An 18,945-nucleotide genomic window follows, 5' to 3' on the forward strand; every position below is an offset into this window, starting at 1 on the left:
TCGCGTTCAGACCCCTTCGCTGGCGCGGACCGCCTCGTAATGCATCAACTCCAGAATCTCCCGCTTGTAGGCCATGAAATCCGGGGAGGTCAGCGTGCCCATGCCGCGCGGACGCTCGATGTCGATGGACATGGATTTCTTGATCCGGCCCGGGCGGGCCGTCATCACATGCACCTCGTCGCCAAGCAGAATGGCCTCGTCGATATCATGGGTGATGAACAGAACCGTCTTGCGGTGTTCTTGCCAGATGTCGAGCAGAAGCTCCTGCATCAACTGACGCGTCTGGCTGTCGAGCGCGCCGAAAGGCTCGTCCATCAAAAGGATGCGCGGATTGTTGGCCAGGGCACGGGCGAGAGCGACACGCTGGCGCATGCCGCCCGAAAGCTCCTTGGGATAGGAATCCGCAAAGCCCGACAATTGCACGGCTTGAATGAGGCCGTCGGCAATGTCCTTGCATTCTGCCTTTGGCAGCTTCTGGAGCGTCGGGCCGAACATGATGTTCTCGCGCACAGATAGCCACGGATAGAGCGTATAGCTCTGGAACACCATACCCCGGTCGGCGGAGGGACCATCGATCACTTCATCGTCGAGCAGCAATTCGCCCGAGCTCGGTTCTTCGAGGCCGGCAACCAGACGCAAGAGCGTGGACTTGCCGCATCCCGAAGGTCCGACGATCACGGAAAATGTATTGTGCGGAACGGTCAGAGAAACATTCTTCAGGGCCGTAACGGGCGGTTTGTGCTTGGGGTGAAACACCACGCCGACATTGCTAATAGCAAGCAAACTCATTGGAAAATTTCCTTAAAAATCAGCGGACCAAGGCATCAAACGCTGGCGCAGCATTTTGAAAATGAAATCGGTGATCAGGCCAAGAATACCAATGGTGAAGACACCGAGCAGAATGACGTCGGTGAACAGGCCGCGCATGGCGTTGAGGATCATGTAGCCAAGCCCGCTGTCGGCGGCCACCAGTTCGGCAACCACCAGATACGTCCAAGCCCATCCCATTGTCACGCGCAGGTTATCCATCACGCCGGGCATGCAGGCCGGCAACAAAATCCGCCAGATCACCTGTCGACGGTTGGCGCCCAGTGTGTAGGCGCTGTCAATCAGATCCTTGCTGACCCGCGAGGATACATCCGAAATCAGGATCAACTGCTGGAAGAATGTGCCAAGGAAGATCACCATGATCTTCTGCCCCATGCCGATCCCGATCCACAGAATGAGCAACGGAATGAGGGCTGAGACGGGGATATAGCGCATGAAACCGGTGATCGGCTCGAAAAAGGCCTGAACCGCGCGGAATGACCCCATCAGGATTCCAATGGGAACCGCGAAGATGGACGCGAGGATGAAGCCCGACAGGATCACTGATAAAGAGGCGCCCATATGTTCGAACAAAGACAGGTTCGAAATGCGTTTGATGGCCGCCGCGACAACCTGCCCCGGCGTCGCCAGAAAATCCCTTGGCGTAAAGCCGCCATAAGTGAGCAGGCACCATAAGCCCAGAACGGTCAGAACGGATAGCACGCCAAGCGAGATATAAATGCTGCGTGGAATGTCGACCTTGGGCGACAAAATTGACTTGGTACGCATGATGCCTGCTCCAGTTTTGTTATCGTTACTTGTTGATGACGCCGCTGGCGATCATCGAAGCAGGATCAACCTCTGCGGTGAACAGACCGGCTTCCTTGCCGAGTTCCGCAGCTGCCTTTATGGTTTTCATGATGCCGTCTGCATTTGCAGGATCCATGAAGCTTTCGTTTTTCGCGCTGTCGTAATAGACGATGCCCGCGCGGGTTTCGGCAAAGACCTCAGCATCTTCAAGCCAGCCGCCGACGCCTTTTGCCATGATCTTGTCGGCCGCTTCCGGGTTGGCCTGTTGCCACGCGACAGCTTTGGACCATGCGCGATAGAGCGCCTTGAAGTCGTCGCCCCGCTTGGCATAGGCCTCTTTGGTGGTCACCATGATGTCGGTAATGAGGCCCGGCGTGCTGCTGCTGTCGACGAGAATCTTGCCATGGTCGGCCTGCTTACCGCGGGTCAGCCAAGGCTCCCAGGTCACGGCGGCATCAACCTGACCGGCGACAAAAGCTGCACCAGCATCACCTGCGGTCATGTTGAGGCTTTCAACGTCAGAGACCTTGAGCCCGACATCCTTGAGCAGCGCACCAAGGAAGAACTGCGATACGGAGCCTTCGGTATAGGCGACCTTCTTGCCTTTGAGATCGGCAACCGAGGCAATGTCCTTGTTGGCCACGATACCATCGCCGCCGCTGCTGTCATCAACGGCAAACAGATAGGTCAGCGGATGTGCTTCGGTGGTGAAGCCAAGCACGGTGTCAACGGTGGTCGCAGCCACATCGATGCGACCGGCAGAAAGGGCTGGCATGCGGGTCTTCACGTCTTCCATTTTAACCAGATCGACGTCCAGACCTTCATCCTCGAAGAAGCCCTCTTCCTGAGCGATGTAGAGCGGGCCATAACCGACCCATGTCGAGAAGCCGATTGTGAGGTCTTCAGCGAATGCAGAACTGTAGGAGGTCGCTGATATGATTGCTGCCGCAGCCGCGACACAGAGTTTGGTTGAAAGCTTTTTCATTGCGTAACCTTCTGGATGGTTTTGGTTAGGTGATTTTTATTGATTAAGTTTCATTTGCTTTTGATTGCCGGAGATTGCGAGAGAACACACAAAAGCTCATACATAATATTGGCGCCGACCCAAGCCGTGCCGCCCGTATTGTCAAAGGGAGGGGAAACCTCGACGAGATCCGCTCCTATGAGGTTGAGTCCCTCAAGGAGCCGCACCATGCGCTGCGCTTCGCGAGTTGTGAAACCGCCGATTTCCGGCGTGCCCGTGCCCGGCGCGAAGGCTGGATCGATAGAGTCGATATCGAAGCTGACATAGGTGGGCTTGTCACCGACAATCTTGCGCGCCTCTGCCATCACGTCCTTGATGCCGCGGTCTTCGACTTCTTCAATGCGGATGATGCGGACGCCCTGTTCAAGACCCCAGACGATATCGTCATCGTTATACATTGCGCCGCGAATGCCGATCTGAACGGTGCGTTTGGGATCGAGATGGCCATCTTCAATGGCCCTGCGGAACGGAGTGCCGTGGGTATATTTGAAACCACCAAAATAATTATCGAAGAGATCGGTGTGAGCGTCGAAATGGATCATGCCGACCGGAGAGGTTGCTGCAATGGCCTTGAGCACCGGATAGGAGATGAGATGGTCACCGCCAGCCGTCATTGGCACGATGTTCTTCTCTTTCAGGACTTTGTAGAAAGTCGTGATCCGATCAAGGCTGTCGGCCATGTCAGCAGGGTTGACCGGCGCATCTCCCATATCGGCGATGTTGCAGGCTTCATAAGGATTGATGCCGGAGGCGGGGTTAATCCAGCGGATCATCGTGGACAGATCACGAAGCTGGCGTGGACCATGGCGAGCGCCGGGGCGGTTGGTGGTTCCTCCATCCCATGGAACGCCGACGATACCGATTTGGACTTGCTCGACTGCGTCGTCGTCCCATGTCAGATGCGGCAGGCGCATGAAGTTGACCGGCCCGGCGAAACGGGGCATGTCCATTCCGGAGATTGGCGTGAATGAAGGCTGGCCTTCTTTTGATTTCAGTTTCTCAATGCCGTTTTCTGACACGCTCTGGCTCCATTCTTATGCTTTTGTTGTACGAATGTTGCCATATCGAAGAACGTCCGATAATATCAAAGTACAAAACTAAACGTCCAGAAAAGGAAACCTATTGTGGTTTCTCCGGTCCCTCCCCTCAGCAGCGCCGATCTCAAGCAATTGCGAATTTTCAAGGCCGTCGTTGAGCATAGCGGTTTTAGCGCTGCGCAGGACGAACTGGGGCTTTCGCGCTCCACGATCAGCGCACAAATGTCGTCGCTAGAGACGCGATTGGGTTTCAAACTCTGCAACCGCGGGCGTTCGGGCTTTTCGCTCACAGAGCACGGCCAGCGCATCTTTGAAGAGGCAATCAAATGCTTTGCCGTGCTGGATAATTTCCGCACGGAAATCAGTGCGATGCGCGGCCGTCTGACGGGGGAGCTACATGTGGGAGTGCTTGACGCCTGCATCGAAAATCCAGCCTGTGCCTTGCATGAGGCAATTGCGATTTTCAACAAGCGGGCGCCTGACGTGCATCTGTTCATAACGCTGATCACGCCCAATCAGGCCGCCAACGCGTTTCTCAAGCGGCGGGTGGACATCGCAATCGTCTCGAACCAGCCGATCAGTGCCCCGGTTCAGCTTGAGCAGATCTTCAAGGAACAGCAATATCTCTATTGCGGCAAAGGGCACCCGCTCTTCGACGCACCGGTCGAGAAGCTGACTCTGGAGAATATTTCTCAGCAACAATATGTCCGGCGCGGCTACACCAACTCTTCGGCGGTGACCGCCCTGTTCAACCAGCCACCGGCAGCCACCTCAAGCTCGATGGAATGCAACACACATCTGGTGCTAAGCGGGCGCTATATTTCTTTCTTGCCCAACCATTATGCCAAGCAGTGGGTGGAAGAGGGAAAGATGCGCGCCCTGCGGCCCGATTTGATCAATTTCACGGTCGGATTTTGCGTAGCGCACTTCCCGCCAAGTGTGATGTCGCCCCTGGCGATTGCTTTCCGCGAGAGCCTGATGGAAGCCCAAAGCAAGCATAAGGTGGCGAACACTACGCAGCAATGAAATGTGTAATGCGTTCCGTTTTGGGGCACTTGCGATACGGCAAAAAGCGCAGGAAGACATTCAGGGTGCGGTAGATACCGGCAGGAGCAATGCCAGCAAGGGCGACGACGATTACATTCAAAATGTTTCGCTACAAAAGGATGCCGCGATGGAATGCCGCGATGGAATGCCGCACGGCGAATGCAGCATTCGATGCAGTTATGGGGATTGAAACCATAGACTACTTGGCAAGGATCTGAATAACCTTGATCCTGCACAAGGCGAGAAGTGTTCATCAAGTCGACCACACACGCGTCATCGGAGGGTTCATTGCAGTTCATTCGGTCAAGACAATTCCGTCGATCTACGAATACATGGCATTGCAATGAATAACTATTTTCATCGACTTGGGCTCTAGGACTTGTTAGGGTCAAGCTTTTGGTCACTGCAGTAAAAATGAGGAGATAATTATGAAACATTTCAAGATGCTCGCGGGCGCCGCAATTGCGCTCAGCATGACCGCTTCGGCAGTTGTTGCTCAGGATATGGCGTTTTTCCGTATCGGCACCGGCGGGACCGCTGGAACCTACTATCCGATTGGTGGACTTCTTGCCAACGCGATTTCGAACCCTCCGGGTTCTCGTCCTTGTGACCAAGGCGGATCTTGCGGCGTTCCGGGCCTTGTTGCCTCGGCCCTGTCGGCCAACGGCTCGGTTGCCAACATCAACGCCATTGCTGGTGGAACGCTTGAATCGGGCTTTTCGCAGTCCGACGTTGCGACCTGGGCCTATACAGGAACCGGCATCTGGGAAGGCAAACCTGCCGTTGAAAAACTGCGCGCCATCGCAAATCTCTATCCGGAAAGCATCCACCTGGTGGCCAGCGCTGAGTCTGGCATCAACAGCGTTACCGATCTGAAGGGGAAACGCGTTTCCATGGACGAACCCGGTTCGGGTACCCTTGTTGATGCAAAGATCATCATCAATGGCTATGGCATCACTGAAGACGATATCGATCCAGAATATCTCAAGCCTGATCAGGCGGCTGACCGGATGCGCGACGGTGCAATGGACGCCTTCTTCTTCGTTGGTGGCTATCCTGCCGGTGCCATCTCCGAGCTGGCCAGCCAGCACGATGTCAAGCTGATCCCGATCACCTGCGAAGAAGCACCCAAGATCTGTGAAGACTTCAAGTTCTTTGGTCCCGACACCATCCCGGGTGGCACCTATGAAGGCAATGCAGACAGCGTGAATACGCTTTCCGTTGGTGCCCAGTGGGTAACGAGCGCGGATCAGCCCGAAGAGCTGGTCTACAACATCACCAAGGCCCTTTGGAACGAAAGCACCCGCAAGCTGCTTGACGCTGGCCATGCCAAAGGCAAGATGATCACACCAGATACCGCTCTTGACGGCGTTGGCATTCCGCTTCATCCGGGTGCAGAGAAATTCTACAAAGAAGCTGGCCTGCTGAAATAAGCCACATCGGTTCGGGTTCCTGCCCGAACTCTCGATAGATCAAAGGGGGCGAGGCAGATCTCGGCCCCTTTACCACTATCCGACAGGAGCGCATGGGATGACCGAGGCCCGCAAGAATCAGGACGAAGTCGAGGATATCCATCCTCTTTCTGCCGAAGAACTTCAGGCAATCGAGGAAGAATACGACCCGGAAATGCGTTTTAGAACCTTGGGTTGGCCACTGAGCGTCATCACCGCGATGATCCTGTTTCTGCTCTCGTGTTACCATTATTACACAGCCGGCTATGGCATTCCTCAGGCGACGGTTCATCGCGGACTGCATCTGGGTGTGACATTGCTGGTGGTCTTTCTCAGTTTCTCCGCATTCGGCAACAAGGTCGTCACGCCGAGTTGGAAGGCGCCTTTCGGACTGCCCCTTGTCGACTGGGTCCTCGCCATTGCCGGGGTGCTCAGTGCACTTTATGTTCCCTGGATCTATAGCGAGCTGGCCTTCCGCGTCGGCAATCCTCTGCCTATCGACATTTTCATGGGAACGATCATGATCGTCGTGCTGCTCGAAGCGGTGCGCCGGTCCATGGGATGGCCGTTGCCCGTGATCGCACTGCTCTTCATTGCCTATGCCTATTTCGGCAAATCAATGCCCGGAATCCTCATTCATCCGGGCGCAAGTTGGGCCAATATTGTCAACCATCTCTATCTCACGTCCCAAGGGATCTACGGCACAGCCCTTGGTGTCATTGCCACTTATGTGTTTCACTTCGTGCTGTTTGGTGTCATGGCCACGCGCATCGGATTGGGTCAGTTGTTTATCGATGTCGCATCCGCCCTTGCCGGACGCTATGCCGGTGGTCCGGCAAAAGTATCCGTCCTGTCCTCGGCCATGCTGGGGTCCATATCCGGCTCGTCCATCGCCAACACGGTGACCACCGGAGCGCTCACCATTCCCGCCATGATCCGCATCGGCTATCCGCGCCATTTTGCAGCGGCCGTTGAAGCGGCGGCCTCGACCGGTGGCCAAATCACCCCGCCCGTCATGGGGGCCGTCGCCTTTTTGATGATCGAATATCTCAACGTGCCGCTGACAACGATCCTGACAGCCGCGCTGGTCCCGGCTTTCATGCATTTCTTCGGCGTTCTGGTTCAGGTCCATCTCGAAGCCCGTCGCCTCGGCCTCAGAGGCTTGTCTGCCTCTGAATTGCCGAACGCTTGGAAAGTGCTGAAAAAGGGTTGGCTGTCTGTCATCCCATTGGTCATTCTGATTGCGGTTCTCTTGTCCGGACGCACCCCCTTTGCCGCAGCCTTCTATTCCATCTCTGCCTGCATCGTCGTTCTGGCCATCCAGCAGGTTATGGCCTCAGGTCTCATTGGGGGCATCAAGGGAACGGCCCATGAGGTCTTTCAGGGCTTCATTCTGGGTGCCAAGCAGTCGTTGTCGGTGACCGCCGCAGCAGCGCTTGTGGGTGTTGTGATTGGCGTTGTCACCCTGACCGGCGTCGGCTTCAAGATCGCTTATATGGTCACCAGCATCGCGCAGGATTGGGCAACAACGATGCATGGGCTGATCGCCTTTTTGCCGTTCGAGCTGATGACCGTTCCCTCGCTGACCTTGCTGTTCACGCTCATGTTGACCGCCGTGGTCTGCATTCTGATGGGCTGCGGCATCCCCACGACTGCAAATTATATCATCATGGTCGCAGTTGCCGCTCCCATTCTGGGCATGCTCGGCGTGCAGCAGATGGTGGCTCACTATTTCGTCTTTTATTACGGCGTGCTCGCGGATGTGACACCGCCGGTGGCCATGGCTGCCTATGCGGGCGCAGGGATAGCCGGAGCGAACGCTTTCAAGGCGGGGAATACGGCTTTCCGTCTCAGCATGGGAAAGGCCCTCGTCCCCTTCGTCTTCGCCTTTCAGCCAGCTCTGTTGATCGTCACCGATGGCTTCACCTGGCAGGCCTTCGCTTTGGCCTTTGGTGGCGCGGTTCTCGGAATCTGGGTATTGGCATCGGCCGTTTCCAACTGGCTTTTTGCCCCGCTCTACTGGTTTGAGCGCATCGTGCTGGTTGTTGCCGCCTTGCTACTGGTGGCGCCCAATTTAGTTGCAACAGCAGTAGGACTGGCCGTAGTCGCTCCGATCATTCTGCGCCAGTTGCTGCCTCGCTTTTGGCAGCCATCGCAAACAGGATAAGAGCCGAGCAACGCGGCACTCTGGCTTTGGTCTCGGAGCTTCTGCGTCTCTCAGAGCTTTTGGAATGGATCGTTTGGGAGGCTCGCTGTCGCGTGGTGCAGGGCTCTGATGAATTGCTCAGCAACGGGAGAATCTGTTCGATTGGCTTTCCGGATAATCCCCACACGTCTATGCAGCCATGGAGCGTCAATCCGTTTATAGGCAAGCCCGGAAACGCTCCCGGCATGGATCGCAGACATCGGCAGAATGGCAACGCCCAACCCGGCGGAGACCATACCGAGGGCCGTGGACATATAATTTGCTTCTGAAGCAATATCCACTTCGGCCCCTTCACGTGCCATTGACCTCTCAAAAAGAACCCGGACAGAGCTGTTCTTACCCGTAAGCACCAGAGGATAGGCTGTGCAATCGGACAGCTTCAGGACAGGGGGGCCATCTTGCAGAGGATGTCCATCCTGAAAGAAGGCGCAGACATCATCGGTGATGAAATTCTCCACCTTGATCTCGCTGTCCGGTGTGAGACGCGTCCCGATACCGAAATCAACCTTGTCATCCTTGACCAGTTCCACAATGGTTTCAGCCACCACGTCTTTGACCTTGATCTGAATGTTCGGGTGGGTCTGTCTGAAGCGAGCCATGGCGTAAGGCACGATTCGAGACGTGACCGACGGCAGGGCCGCAATACGGACCACACCACGGCGAGCGTGGTGGATTTCCGTGCTGGCCGCCATAACTTCTTCCAGGTCAGCAACAATACGCTCAAACATGGGCAAAAGATTTTGCCCCGCTGGAGTAAGAGAAACCTCGCGGCGGTTTCTATTGAAGAGCTTGATGGAAAGCGCTTCTTCCAATTGGCTGATCTGCACCGTTAGCGCCGGTTGAGAGATATGAAGCTCCTCCGCGGCACGCACGAATTTCATATGAGACGCCACGGCAAGAAAGGCTCGGATTTGACGGAAGCTGGGTTGCATGATTTCTCCTTGCCAGAACCTACTTCACCCTAGTGAACAAGATCAATTTCCGGACCCACCGATGAGGTGAGCAAGTCTTGAATCGTGAAGGAAAATTTGGCCCTTTGAATGAGTCCAGATAAAGTTCAATATTTTCAAGGCAGCTAACCACCCTCTTATAATCAATTCCTATAACTGAAATCATTTAATTTCAATTTTTTTATATATAGATTTCAAATAATATATGCTCCGCAAGCTTAAGAATAAAACTTGCATTCAGTTTGGGAGGGGTAATATTCACATCCCCAAGGGAAGTGAAAATACATATGTAATTATCCCTACACTGCATTATAAACTAATAAAGGCACCAACATGCGAAGGGAAACAATGCCGCATGTGGGATGTCCTGAAAGCTGAGGGATGAAATGCTAGCACTATTGGGTCTTGTCACGATCCTTGCGTTACTCGCAACGATCATGACGAACAAACTCTCGCCACTGGTTGCGCTGATTCTTATTCCGATTGCAGCCGCTTTGATTGGCGGCTTCGGACTGGAAACAACCGGTTTCATGGTAGCGGGTATCAAGAAGATCGCACCTGTTGCGGTGATGTTCGTTTTTGCCATCGTCTTCTTCGGGATTCTCTCCGATGCCGGAATGATGGACCCCATCATCAACCGCGTTCTAAAAACAGTTGGCATGAAACCAGCACGCATCACGGTCGGCACGGCGATTCTTGCAATGATGGTCCATCTCGATGGGTCCGGTGCCGTCACATTCCTGGTGACAATTCCTGCCATGTTACCGCTCTATGACAGACTGAAAATGCGGCGCGTTGTTCTGGCAGCGATTGCTGCGATAGCCGCAGGGACAGCAAACATGTTGCCCTGGGGTGGTCCAACATTGCGGGCAGCCTCCTCGCTGGGCGTTGAAGTCACAACAGTCTTCAACCCGATGATCGGCGTCATGATTGTCGGCATGCTCTCGGTTCTCGGCTTTGCCTATTTGCTCGGCTTGCGTGAAGAAAAACGCCTTGGCTATGCAGGCTCCGATTTCGCCAAAGGCGAAAGCCATGTTCGCGAATTGACCGAAGAAGAACAAGCAAATCGCCGTCCAAAACTGTTCTGGGTGAACATCCTGCTTACCATTGCAGTGATTGCAGCGATGATCACGGGCATTCTTCCTGCCGCCATTTCCTTCATGCTCGGCACCGTCTTTGCTCTGCTGATCAACTATCCGCGGCCAGAAGCCCAAAAGACCCGCATTGATGCGCATGCCAAAGCAGCCCTGATGATGGCATCCATCCTGTTTGCTGCCGGCGCATTCACCGGCATCATGCGCGAAACCGGCATGCTCAAAGCCATGGCAGAAACCGCAGCAGGCTTCGTTTCTCCCGAATTTGCTTCGCATATGCCAGCCGCAGTTGGCGTGTTGTCCATGCCATTGAGCCTGCTGTTTGATCCGGACAGCTACTATTTCGGCGTCATGAAAGTCATCGCAGAAGTCTATCAGACATTTGGTGGCGATCCTGTCGCGATTGGTCAGGCGTCCATTCTTGGTCAGATGACCACCGGCTTCCCTGTCAGCCCGCTGACAGCATCGACCTTCCTTCTGATTGGCTTGACCGGCGTTCCGCTCGGTGAGCATCAGAAATTCACCATCCCGCTGGCCTTTGCAATCACGCTCATCATGACAATTGCAGCCATCTTGTTTGGTGTCTTCCCGCTGTGATCGGTCGTTGGATAGCCACAGAATAACAACAACAAGGAAAATCGATATGAAGACCATCCGTATTGGGTCCGGCGCCGGTTACTCCGGGGACCGTATCGAGCCCGCCGTAGAGTTGGCGGAAAAAGGAGACATCGACTATCTGGTGTTCGAATGTCTCGCCGAACGGACCATTGCGATTGCCCAGAAGGCAAAACTCAATGATCCGGAGAAGGGCTATGATGCCCTTCTCGACGACCGCATGCTGGCTGTACTGCCGGCATGCAAGAAGAACGGCATTAAGATCATCACCAATATGGGCGCTGCAAACCCGGTCGCTGCGGCAAAACGCACGCACGAGATTGCCGTTCAGCTCGGTCTCGGCCAGCTCAAGGTCGCAGCTGTGTTTGGGGATGACGTTCTGGAAGTCCTCAAATCTGGCGACAACAAAATCACCGAAACCGGCATGCCGGTTTCCTCGATGTCCAACACGATCGTTTCTGCCAATGCCTATGTTGGCTGTGAGCCGATTGCAAAGGCTCTGAAGGACGGAGCCGACGTGGTCATCACCGGCCGCGTTGCCGATCCTTCCATGTTCCTTGCCCCGCAGATCGTCGAATTTGGCTGGGCGCTGGATGATTGGGACAAGATGGCCAAAGGGACTGCCGTTGGCCATTTGCTGGAATGTGGCGGCCAGGTTACTGGTGGGTATTTTGCCGAACCAGGCAAGAAGGACATTGAGGGCCTCGGCCACCTCGGCTTCCCGATTGCCGAAGTAACGGAAAATGGCGATATCGTCATTACCAAGATTGCTGAAGCGGGCGGATCCGTCACGGTTCACACCTGCAAGGAACAGATCCTCTATGAGGTTCACGACCCTGCACGTTACCTGACCCCTGATGTTACAGCCAACTTCTCGCAGATTACCTTCGAGCAAGACGGTCAGGATCGCGTCAAGGTTGGCAATGTCACTGGTACTGCGCGCCCTGAAACCCTCAAAGCATCCGTTGGTTATGTCGATGGATATATGGGCTCGGGCGAAATGTCCTATGCAGGTCCGGGCGCTCGAGCGCGCGGCGAACTGGCACTGGAAATCGTCAAGGAACGCCTTCAGATCATTGGTCTGGAAGCCAATGAATTGCGGTTCGATCTCATCGGGGTCAACGCCATTCACAAGGACGTTCTGGCGCCACAGCCCGAACCCACCGAAGTGCGCATTCGCGTGACAGGTCGTTGCGATACGATGAAAGAAGCAGGCAGGATCGGCAACGAGGTAGAAACCCTCTACACCAATGGTCCGGCAGGTGGTGGCGGAGCCACAAAATCTGCCAAGCAGGTAGTCGCAATGCTCTCGGCCCTGCTGCCGCGCGAACAAGTCACCCCGTCCATTCAGTTCATCGAGGCTTGAAATCATGAAACTCTTTGATATTGCCCATTCGCGTACCGGCGACAAAGGTGACATCTCCAACATTTCCGTGATTGCCTATGACCCGAGCGATTATGAACTTCTCGCTCGGGAGGTGACCGCAGAAAAAGTCAAAGCCCATTTTGCCGGGATCGTTGAAGGCGACGTTGTTCGCTATGAACTTCCGTCAATCGGAGCTCTGAACTTCGTCATGCAACAGGCGCTTGGTGGCGGTGTAACCCGTTCCCTCGCTCTGGATCCCCACGGCAAGTGTCTGGCGTCAGCGCTGATGGCAATGGAAATTGCCGATTCCCGCAGCTGATGCCATCAGGCTCCAGGTGATTTCCTCTTTGTATCCTCCCTCGGAACACCTGGAGCCTCTTCTCTTCTCAAAGGCAGAAACATGTCCAAGGTTATTTCCCTTGAGGGCGCCGTCGAAAAAATCACCGATGGTTCCGTCCTCATGATCGGTGGCTTTATGGGTGTTGGCACCCCGCCACAGTTGATCGACGAATTGGTCAGGCAGCAAACAGGCAATCTGACCATCATTGCAAATGACACCGCCCGCCCAAATGCTGGCATCGGCAAGTTGGTTGATGCCGGTCTGGTAGCGAAGCTTATCACTAGCCATATCGGCACAAACCCGATCACCCAGCAGAAAATGATTGCTGGTGAGATTGAAGTCGAGCTGGTACCGCAAGGCACGCTTGCAGAACGCATCCGCGCAGGCGGTTGTGGTCTTGGGGCTGTGGTCACGCCAACAGGCGTCGGCACCCTCGCTGAAGAAGGTCAGGACACGATCGAAATTGATGGCAAGACCTTCATTCTGGCCAAGCCCCTGAAGGCTGACTTTGCACTCGTCAATGCCAAATGCTCCGACTATCTGGGGAACCTCACCTACAATTTGACGGCGCGCAACTTCAACCCGCTGATGGCGATGGCAGCGCAGACTGTGCTTGCCGAACCGGCGAGTATTGTCCCGACCGGTGCACTGGCTCCAGACCTCATCGCAACCCCTCATGTGATCGTGGACTATCTGGTCAGAAAGGAGCAACGCAATGGATAACAAGCAGATTATCGCAAGCCGTGTTGCATGCGAATTGAAAAGTGGTGATCTGGTAAACCTGGGCATTGGCTTGCCAACCATGGTAGCCAACTATCTGCCCCAAGGCGTGGAAATCTTCTTTCAGTCGGAAAACGGCATCCTTGGCATGAGCCCGCTGCCGGACCCGCAATTGCACGATGAAGACCTCACCGATGCGGGTGGTAGCCCGATAGGCGCAATGCCGGGAGCATGCGGTTTTGACTCCGCGTTTTCTTTCGCGCTGATCCGCGGTGGCCATCTGGATTTGACAGTTCTCGGCGGACTGCAAGTCGATGAAAAAGGTCAACTCGCCAACTGGATGGTTCCGGGCAAGATGGTTCCGGGCATGGGCGGCGCAATGGATCTTGTCGAAGGTGCAAAGCGCGTCATCGTTGCCATGACGCATACAGCCAAGGGCAGTCCCAAAATTGTTAAAGAATGCAATTTGCCGCTGACCGCGCTGCGCCGGATTGACCTTATCGTGACCGATATGGCTGTCATCGAACCAACGGAAGATGGTTTGGTTCTCAGGGAAGTCGCCCCAGACGTCTCCGTTGATCAAGTGATCGCAGCAACCGAGGCCAAACTGATCATCCCGGACAACGTAATCACAATGAAACTGGCAAGCTAAGCATTTCGGCCAACCGCCCGCTTATAGCATCCATAATCAGACGAACGAACAGGACATTCGAGATGACAGAGATCATCATCGCAGCAGCAGCCCGCACCGCTGTTGGCAATTTCAATGGCGGATTATCTTCAGTTCCAGCCCATGTCTTGGGAGGAAGCGTGATCCGCGCCTTGCTTGAAGAAGCAAACCTCAAGCCGCAAGACGTATCAGATGTCCTGCTCGGTCAGGTGCTGACGGCCGGTCAGGGGCAAAACCCCGCTCGTCAGGCTGCCCTCAACGCAGGACTGCCTGAGGGATCCACTGCCATGACCATCAATCAGGTCTGTGGTTCGGGTCTGCGCGCTGTGGCTCTTGGCATGCAATCCATCAAATGCGGTGATGCTGCCGTTGTCATCGCTGGTGGACAAGAAAATATGAGCCTGTCTGGCCATGTGATGCATTTGCGTAATGGCACCAAGATGGGCAACGCAAGCATGACCGACACCATGATCAAGGATGGTCTTTGGGATGCCTTCAACGACTATCACATGGGGATCACAGCTGAAAACGTTGCCGAGCAATTTGGCATAAGCCGCGAAGAGCAAGACGCGTTCGCAGCTGAATCCCAGCGGCGCGCTGCCTTGGCTCAATCGGAAGGGCGCTTCACCAAGGAGATTGTCCCGGTCACGGTCAAAAAACGCCGTGGCGAGGAAGTCATTGACCGCGACGAGTTTATCCGTGGCGATACAACGGCAGAATCACTCGGCAAGCTCCGCCCTGCCTTCAAGAAGGACGGCACAGTCACCGCAGGCAATGCCTCTGGTGTCAATGATGGCGCGGCTGCCGTACTGCTGATGTCTGGCGAGGAAGCGGCTCGCCGCGGCGTTGAGCCGCTCGGCAAGGTTGTTGCCTGGGCAACAGCAGGTGTTGATCCCAAAATCATGGGCACTGGCCCGATTGAGGCTTCGCGCAAAGCGCTGGAACGCGCGGGTTGGTCAATCGATGATCTCGATCTGGTCGAAGCGAACGAAGCCTTTGCCGCTCAAGCCATCGCGGTCAACAAGGAACTGGCATGGGACACCGACAAGGTGAATGTCAATGGCGGTGCCATCGCCCTTGGCCACCCGATTGGTGCTTCCGGCGCCCGCATACTGGTCACCTTGCTGCATGAAATGCGCCGCCGTGACGCCAAGAAGGGCCTCGCCACCCTTTGCATCGGCGGCGGCATGGGCATTGCTCTTTGCATTGAACGCGCCTAGCGATATTGGCCAGCAAGACTATTCATAAAAAGGGCGGCCGCACAGACCGCCCCTTGAATTCCGCCGTGAATTGCAACACTCTCGCCTCGATATGGTATCGAGGTGGTTGTCGAGACCGTCAGGAGTGTTGCCATGCCATGCTATTCGCATCTTCCTAAAGCGTGTCGCAGTTAATGAGATTCAGGATTCCCATTTTTTGCCAATTGTGATTCCCTTTGAGAAAAGGGGATCATCATGGGCAAATCACTTCCTATTGCATTGCGCGAACGTGTTGCTCATTTGTTGAGGCCGGTCACTCTCATCGGGCGGCCGCCACCCATTTCCGCGTTTCACCACGGTTTGTCAATAACCTGATGCTTCTCAAGAAAGAGACGGGTTCTGTGCAGCCTCGCAAGCAAGGCCGACCAGACAAAGGCAAGTTGGGTGGGCATCATGAATGGATCACAAGGCGCATGTCTGAGAATGGCGATCTGACGCTTGATGAGCTTTGTCTGGAATTGGCTGAACGCGGGGTCCATGTGCATCGCTCCAGCGTTGGGCGCCTGCTTCACAGGCTCGGCCTGAGCCATAAAAAAGTCTGGTAGCCACTAAACAGCTACGGGCCGCCATTGCTCATGATCGGTATGTATGGATCAATCAGCGCCAGTCTTTCTTCAACAAGGCACTGTCCCGATTGATCTTTATCGATGAGACATCAACCAACACGAAGCTGACCAAACGGTCTGGATGGTCACCAAAAGGACAGCGCTATCGCGCCCACGCTTCTTTTGGTCATTGGAAATCCCAGGCCTTCATCGCTGGTTTGAGATCCCGTGGGATGGTTGCGCCCTGGATCGTCAATGCTCCGATGAACCGACGTATCTTTGAAACTTGGATTGAAACTCAACTACTGCCGACCCTGTCAGCTGGCGACATCGTCATCCTCGATAATGTCGCCTTCCACAAAAGTGAGAAAGCTGACAAGCTCGTCAGATCAAAGGGGGCATGGCTGCTGTTTCTTCCGCCATATTCACCGGACCTCAATCCCATCGAAATGGCATATTCCAAACTCAAGACACTGCTGCGCAAGCGAGCAGCCAGAAACTTCGATGCAATCTCAGACGCGATCGGTGACATTTGTGACCTCTATTCTGCCAAGGAGTGTCTGAACGACTTCAAAGCTGCCAGGTCTGAGGTCAATTAATCGCATCACGCTTTAGGCTGGCGTCGGGCTCGGGGCGTGAACGTGCGTGCACCTCAGGGTGTGGAATAGGTGCGTCAGGGTGATTCGGGTTCGATATTCCTTGGGTCTTGATGGCAGAAATCTGCTAAATCAGGGTCATGTTGACCGAAGCCGATCTGCCCGATGATATTGATGCTTTGAAAGCGCTGGTGATTGCCAGCAAAGCCCATGGTGCCCGTCAGGATGAGCGGATTGCTGAGCTGGAGAAGCTGGTAAAGGCCTTCAAACAGGCGCTCTTCGGCAGCAAGTCAGAAAAGGTTGATCCCGATCAGTTCCAATTGGCCCTTGAGGATCTGGAAACAGCCATTGCCGTAGTGCATGCCGCCGATGAGGCAGCCCCTTCCCCAATAGAGCGCAAACGCAAGAAGTGCCGGTCTGCCAATCGCGGGGCCTTGCCAAAGCATTTGCCGCGCATCGAAGAGGTGATCGAACCAGACAATCTGGTTTGCTCCTGTGGTGGTGAGTTGCACTGTATCGGTGAGGATGTGACCGAACGGCATGATGTGATCCCAGCGCAATTCCGGGTCATTGTCACCCGCCGCCCCAAATATGCCTGCAGATTCTGTACGGACGGCGTTGCTCAGGCCAAGGCTCCAGCACGACTGATTGAAGGAGGTGTATTGACCCATTGAAATTTTGCTCATGCTATTTGCCTGCGGGTTTCAGTAATTCCCGGACAGTCGTTTCATTAAATACCGGACAGCGATTTCACAAAAACCCGGACAGTTTTCAAGGCATAATTTTGGTTGATCCTTACCTGCCTAATTGGGGCACTCTTTTGGTCGAAGAACAGATCAGGAGGGAGCATGCCCCGACGCAAGCAAGTGAGGCGCACGACTGTGCAAGATATACGAGAGATATTACGGCTGACGCATGATCCGGGGCTTTCTACACGAGAGGTCTCTGCGCGAATGAAGCTGAGCAAGACAACCGTTGCCACCTACCTTCACCGAGCCCGTGACGCTGGCTTGAACAGCTGGCCAATACCAGCCGATCGCGATGATGACGAGCAATTGCGGGCAGCCCTGTTTCAGAATGTAGGTCGACCACCGCGTGACGATGCAGAACCTGATTGGCGCCATATTGCGACGGAATTGAAGCGCAAGGGTGTGACCCTGACCTTGCTCTGGGAGGAATATAGGGCGGTCCATCCCGAAGGTTACGGCTATACTTGGTTCTGCACTCGTTTCAGGGAATTCGAGTGCCGGGCCAATCCCCGTTTTCGCAACCGGCATGAAGCGGGTGCGGCCATTCAGACCGATTATGCCGGCCACACTATTCCGGTTTTTGATCCTGCGACCGGAGAGGCATATCAGGCCCAGATTTTCGTCGCAGTCCTCGGAGCCTCGAACTACACATTTGCCTGGGCCTCTCGAAGCCAGAAGCTGCCGGACTGGATTGATGCGCAAGTTCGGTCACTGAAGTTTTTCGGCGGCGTTACCAAGGCCATCATTTGCGACAATCTCAAGGCCGCCGTGGCCACACCATTGTGGTTCGAGCCATCGCTAACTGCCACCTTTGAAGCCATGGCAACCCATTACGACACGACCATTTTGCCGACACGACCACGTAAGCCGCGCGACAAGGCAAAGGTGGAAGGAGCGGTTCTGATTGTCGAACGTTGGATCCTGGCCCGGCTGCGCAATCAGCAATTCTTCTCGATTGAAGCGTTGAACAATACCATCGCGGAATTGCTGGTGGTGCTCAACAACAAGCAAATGCGGCGGATCGGAAGATCCCGCAAGGAACTGTTTGAAGAGATTGAACGGCCTGCCCTGCGTCTGTTGCCCGACACTCCATTTGAATATGCCGAATGGAAACGGGCCAAGGTGCATCTCGACTATCATGTCGAGATTTTACGAGGTTTCTATTCCGTCCCTCACAAGCTAATCGGACGGCAGGTTGATGTCCGGCTAACCCATCGTGTTGTCGAGATATTTTGCAATCATGAGCGGGTTGCAGTTCATCAGCGCAGGCGGGATCGGGGTGGCCATTCCACGATTACACAGCATATGCCCAAGGCCCACCAGCGTCACGCAGGCATGACGCCTCAAACCCTCGTCGCTCAGGCTGCCCGCATTGGATATCACACCGCCCTGTTGGTGGAACGCCTGATGCGAGATCGGCCACACCCCGAGCAGGGTTTCCGCTCGGCACTGGGGGGGGTGAGCCTACAACGCCGGTTCGGAACAGACAGACTGGAAGCAGCCTGTCAAAGGGCTCTGACATGCGAGACGGTCAGATACAAATCCGTTCAATCCATCCTGGTATCCGGTCTCGACAAGGCACCCGCGCACCAGGAACCCGCCCCTCCAGCACCGAGCCACGACAATATCCGAGGCGCAACCTACTACCAGTAATCAACA

At 55.0% G+C, this 18,945-nt stretch carries 18 protein-coding genes and 1 pseudogene; 13 read left to right on the forward strand and 6 right to left on the reverse strand.

The genetic code is table 11. The features are described 5' to 3' along the window. Positions 1 to 6: 6 nt before the first annotated feature. The 4 genes from CPH65_RS23465 to speB are packed head-to-tail and all read right to left on the reverse strand — an operon-like array spanning position 7 to position 3,591. On the reverse strand, positions 7 to 789 hold the full coding sequence (locus tag CPH65_RS23465; RefSeq protein WP_096176109.1) for an ABC transporter ATP-binding protein: 783 nt from the start codon (positions 787 to 789) through the stop codon (positions 7 to 9). A 12-nt stretch (positions 790 to 801) separates the two neighbouring features. Next, complete coding sequence (locus CPH65_RS23470; RefSeq protein WP_096176110.1) at positions 802 to 1,596, reverse strand: ABC transporter permease; 795 nt, start codon at positions 1,594 to 1,596, stop codon at positions 802 to 804. A 25-nt stretch (positions 1,597 to 1,621) separates the two neighbouring features. Beyond that, entirely contained in the window at positions 1,622 to 2,602 is a 981-nt protein-coding gene (locus CPH65_RS23475) for an ABC transporter substrate-binding protein (protein ID WP_096176111.1), read from the reverse strand. 50 nt (positions 2,603 to 2,652) lie between these two features. After that, positions 2,653 to 3,591, reverse strand: a complete 939-nt coding sequence (gene speB, locus CPH65_RS23480) for an agmatinase (protein ID WP_096176112.1) — start codon at positions 3,589 to 3,591, stop codon at positions 2,653 to 2,655. Between the two features lie 174 nt (positions 3,592 to 3,765). Here speB and CPH65_RS23485 point away from each other — a divergent pair, with 174 nt between their 5' ends. Next, positions 3,766 to 4,704 carry a LysR family transcriptional regulator gene (locus CPH65_RS23485; protein ID WP_096176113.1) on the forward strand — a complete coding sequence of 313 codons (939 nt, stop codon included), beginning with the start codon at positions 3,766 to 3,768 and terminating at the stop codon, positions 4,702 to 4,704. On the opposite strand, the gene CPH65_RS24870 is transcribed toward CPH65_RS23485, so the two are convergent. Next, positions 4,691 to 4,825: a hypothetical protein gene (locus CPH65_RS24870; RefSeq protein ID WP_256385205.1), complete on the reverse strand. Its 135-nt coding sequence runs from the start codon at positions 4,823 to 4,825 to the stop codon at positions 4,691 to 4,693. The two genes, CPH65_RS23485 and CPH65_RS24870, sit on opposite strands and share 14 nt — an antisense overlap. A gap of 328 nt (positions 4,826 to 5,153) precedes the next feature. On the opposite strand from CPH65_RS24870, the gene CPH65_RS23495 reads away from it, so the two are divergent. Continuing rightward, positions 5,154 to 6,158, forward strand: coding sequence for a TAXI family TRAP transporter solute-binding subunit (locus CPH65_RS23495; protein WP_096176115.1), 1,005 nt, complete (start codon positions 5,154 to 5,156; stop codon positions 6,156 to 6,158). Between the two features lie 97 nt (positions 6,159 to 6,255). Next, positions 6,256 to 8,343 (forward strand): TRAP transporter permease, encoded by a 2,088-nt coding sequence (locus CPH65_RS23500; protein WP_096176116.1) that lies wholly within the window; start codon positions 6,256 to 6,258, stop codon positions 8,341 to 8,343. Between the two features lie 50 nt (positions 8,344 to 8,393). Here CPH65_RS23500 and CPH65_RS23505 read toward each other — a convergent pair whose 3' ends face one another. Then, positions 8,394 to 9,314, reverse strand: a complete 921-nt coding sequence (locus CPH65_RS23505) for a LysR family transcriptional regulator (RefSeq protein WP_096176117.1) — start codon at positions 9,312 to 9,314, stop codon at positions 8,394 to 8,396. Between the two features lie 404 nt (positions 9,315 to 9,718). Between CPH65_RS23505 and CPH65_RS23515 the strand changes: the two genes are divergently transcribed. The 10 genes and pseudogenes from CPH65_RS23515 (at position 9,719) to istA (ending at position 18,939) form a co-directional block, all read left to right on the forward strand. Beyond that, complete coding sequence (locus CPH65_RS23515) at positions 9,719 to 11,023, forward strand: CitMHS family transporter (RefSeq protein ID WP_096176119.1); 1,305 nt, start codon at positions 9,719 to 9,721, stop codon at positions 11,021 to 11,023. Positions 11,024 to 11,069: 46 nt separating this feature from the next. Then, on the forward strand, positions 11,070 to 12,407 hold the full coding sequence (locus tag CPH65_RS23520; protein ID WP_096176120.1) for an acyclic terpene utilization AtuA family protein: 1,338 nt from the start codon (positions 11,070 to 11,072) through the stop codon (positions 12,405 to 12,407). 4 nt (positions 12,408 to 12,411) lie between these two features. Next, positions 12,412 to 12,726 carry a hypothetical protein gene (locus tag CPH65_RS23525; RefSeq protein ID WP_096176121.1) on the forward strand — a complete coding sequence of 105 codons (315 nt, stop codon included), beginning with the start codon at positions 12,412 to 12,414 and terminating at the stop codon, positions 12,724 to 12,726. 81 nt (positions 12,727 to 12,807) lie between these two features. After that, the gene (locus tag CPH65_RS23530) at positions 12,808 to 13,470 is read left to right on the forward strand and encodes a CoA transferase subunit A (RefSeq protein WP_096176122.1); all 663 of its coding nucleotides are present in this window, start codon (positions 12,808 to 12,810) and stop codon (positions 13,468 to 13,470) included. Next, positions 13,463 to 14,119, forward strand: a complete 657-nt coding sequence (locus CPH65_RS23535; protein WP_096176123.1) for a 3-oxoacid CoA-transferase subunit B — start codon at positions 13,463 to 13,465, stop codon at positions 14,117 to 14,119. The genes CPH65_RS23530 and CPH65_RS23535 overlap by 8 nt, the downstream gene beginning before the upstream one ends. Before the next feature lie 62 nt (positions 14,120 to 14,181). Beyond that, positions 14,182 to 15,357, forward strand: a complete 1,176-nt coding sequence (locus CPH65_RS23540; protein WP_096176124.1) for an acetyl-CoA C-acetyltransferase — start codon at positions 14,182 to 14,184, stop codon at positions 15,355 to 15,357. Positions 15,358 to 15,710: 353 nt separating this feature from the next. Beyond that, on the forward strand, positions 15,711 to 15,941 hold the full coding sequence (locus CPH65_RS24775) for a winged helix-turn-helix domain-containing protein (protein ID WP_244574485.1): 231 nt from the start codon (positions 15,711 to 15,713) through the stop codon (positions 15,939 to 15,941). Positions 15,942 to 16,030: 89 nt separating this feature from the next. Next, entirely contained in the window at positions 16,031 to 16,540 is a 510-nt protein-coding gene (locus CPH65_RS24780) for an IS630 family transposase (protein WP_157747873.1), read from the forward strand. 137 nt (positions 16,541 to 16,677) lie between these two features. Then, a pseudogene (locus CPH65_RS23550) lies at positions 16,678 to 17,205 on the forward strand (IS66 family transposase zinc-finger binding domain-containing protein); the annotation flags it as partial. A 180-nt stretch (positions 17,206 to 17,385) separates the two neighbouring features. After that, positions 17,386 to 18,939 (forward strand): IS21 family transposase, encoded by a 1,554-nt coding sequence (istA, locus tag CPH65_RS23555; protein ID WP_096171585.1) that lies wholly within the window; start codon positions 17,386 to 17,388, stop codon positions 18,937 to 18,939. The last annotated feature ends 6 nt before the right edge of the window (positions 18,940 to 18,945 follow it).

The sequence above is a fragment of the Cohaesibacter sp. ES.047 genome (assembly GCF_900215505.1).
In the GTDB taxonomy this organism is placed as follows: domain Bacteria; phylum Pseudomonadota; class Alphaproteobacteria; order Rhizobiales; family Cohaesibacteraceae; genus Cohaesibacter.